This window comes from Streptomyces solincola (assembly GCF_002982015.1).
In the GTDB taxonomy this organism is placed as follows: Bacteria; Actinomycetota; Actinomycetes; order Streptomycetales; family Streptomycetaceae; genus Streptomyces; species Streptomyces solincola.
The window spans coordinates 1-2,352 of record NZ_PVLV01000538.1; the positions used below are offsets into that span (position 1 = coordinate 1).

General features: G+C 76.4%; 2 protein-coding genes. Both read left to right on the forward strand.

Going from position 1 to position 2,352, the window contains the following annotated elements; translation table 11 throughout:
- A partial coding sequence (locus C6N75_RS26665; RefSeq protein WP_181160628.1) for a CDP-glycerol glycerophosphotransferase family protein occupies nucleotides 1-626 on the forward strand: 626 nt, incomplete at its 5' end.
- The gene (locus tag C6N75_RS26670) at nucleotides 623-2,278 is read left to right on the forward strand and encodes a glycosyltransferase family 2 protein (RefSeq protein WP_105871434.1); all 1,656 of its coding nucleotides are present in this window, start codon (nucleotides 623-625) and stop codon (nucleotides 2,276-2,278) included. The genes C6N75_RS26665 and C6N75_RS26670, both read left to right, overlap by 4 nt.
- Nucleotides 2,279-2,352 lie beyond the last annotated feature (74 nt).

The window sequence follows — 2,352 nt, forward strand, 5'->3', positions numbered from 1 at the left end:
CCCGCGCCCTGCTCTACGCGCCCACCCACCGCGACCACGAGGCCCGCCCCCGCCCCCGGCTCGACCTGCCCCGGCTGGCCGAGGACCTGGGCGAGGACACCGTGCTGCTGGTACGCGGCCACTACTTCCACCCGGACGCCTTCCACCCGGACGCCTCCCGCGCGGAGCCGGCTTGGGCCGGGCGGCACCCCCGGGTGCTGGACGTCACCGGCTGGGACCCGGTGGAGGACCTGGCGCTGGCCGCCGACGCGCTGGTCACCGACTACTCGTCGATCATGTTCGACTACGCCAACCTGGACCGCCCCATCGTGCTGCTCGCCGACGACTGGGAGACCTACCGGGCGGTGCGCGGGGTCTACTTCGACGTCACCGCCGAGCCGCCCGGGCCCGTCGCCCGCAGCCAGGCCGAGCTGACGGAGGTCCTCACCGACGGCAGTTGGCGCGACGAGGCGGCGGGCAAGCTGCGGCACGACTTCCGACTGCGGTTCTGCGCCTTCGACGACGGGCGGGCCGCCGAACGGGTGGTGCGCCGGGTGTTCCTCGGCGAGGGCGAGGAGAGCCTGCCGCCGGTCCTGCCGCTGGAACGCCGCACCCCCGCCCCGACCCCCGAGGAGGCCGGACGATGACCACCGCGCTGGGGGTGACCGTCCCCGACGTCACCGTGATCGTCATCGTGTACGACGACGCCGGGCGGCTGCCGCGGGCGATCGCCTCGGTCCGGGCGCAGACGCACCGGGACATCGACATCCTGGTGGTGGACGACCACTCCGCCGACACCACCCCGCAGATCGCCGCCGAGCTGGCGGCGAAGGACCCGCGCATCCGGGTGGTGCGGCTGGAGCGCAACAGCGGCGGGTGCAGCGCACCCCGCAACCGGGGCCTCGCGGAGGCCCGGACGCCGTTCGTGATGTTCCTGGACAGCGACGACGAACTGCCCCCCAGAGCCGTCGAGTCGATGATGGCGGCGCACGGGGAGGCGTACGCGGACGTGGTGATGGGGGCGGTGGAGCGGGTGCGGCCGGACGGCGGGGCCTCGCGGTGGATGCCGGAGCTGTTCCGGGAGCGCCGCACCGTCCGGGGGCTGGAGGACGAGCCGGGACTGCTGTTCGAGCCGCTGTCCACCAACAAGCTCTACCGCCGGGAGTTCCTGGAGCGGCACGGGCTGCGCTTCCCCGAGGGGCTGCACTACGAGGACCAGTTGTTCACCGCGCAGGTCTACACCCTGGCCCGGGCGCTGACGGTGATCACCGAGCCGGTGTACCGCTGGTACGTGGACTCCGCGGCCCGCCCCGGAGCGGCGACCATCTCCAACCGCCGCCATCTGATGGCCAACGTCCGCGACCGGGTGGCCATCGCCCGCCGGATCGACGCCTTCCTCGCCGAGCAGGGCGCGTCGCTCGCGGTGCGCCGGGAGCGGGACTTCAAGTTCCTCGTCCACGACCTGCGGCTGTACGCGGGGGACCTGCCGTACCGGGAGACGGCGTGGGTGGCCGAGTTCGCCGCCGAGGTGCTGCCCTGCCTGGAGCCGCTGTCGGCCGCCGCGTTCGAGAGGCTGGGGCGGGTGGACCGGGCGGTGCTGGGGCTGCTGCGGGAGGGGCGGTACGAGGAGGCCCGGCAGGCCGCCCGCGGGCTCGCGCACGGGGTCGGCCCGCGGGAGACGGTCACCGGGGCGGACGGGCGGGTGTACTGGGGCGGCCGGCTGCCGGGCTCGGCCGCCGCCCGCGCGGACCTGGACCTGAGCGAGTGGGACCTGCGCGGCTGCCCGTTCCCCGACGCCCGCTTCCGGCACGAGATCACCGCCGTGCGGCCGGACCGGGCCGGCGGGGCGGTGGAGCTGGCCGTCCGGACGTACGACCCGGGACTGCGGCTGCCGCTGGCCCCGCTGGCCGCCCGGCTCCATCTCGCACCGGCCGGACGGTGGTCGACCGTGCCGCTGCGGATGGACCCGGCCGGGCGCGGCTGCTTCACCGGGTCGGTACGGCTGCGCCCGGCCGACGCCGCGCTGCCCGCGCACGGCTTCCAGGGCGTCCGCCACCCGGTGCTGGAGCTGACCGACGGCCGGGCCCCGGGGCGGCGGAGCAACACCGGGGTGCTGCTCGCCCCGCTGGACTTCGCCCCCTTCGAACTGCCGGGCGCGAGGCGGCACCGGGTGCTGGTGGAGCCGGAGGGCCGCGGCGCGGGCCGGCTGCAACTGCGCTGGCGGCCCGGGGGCGCGGTCGGCAGGCTGCTGCTGCACGGCCCGGTGCGCCGGGCGGCGCGGGCGCTGGTGCGCGGCTGAGCGACGGCGGTACGAGAGGACGGGCCCGGCCCCCTGGGAAGGGGAGCCGGGCCCGTCGCCGCGGGGGTCAGGTC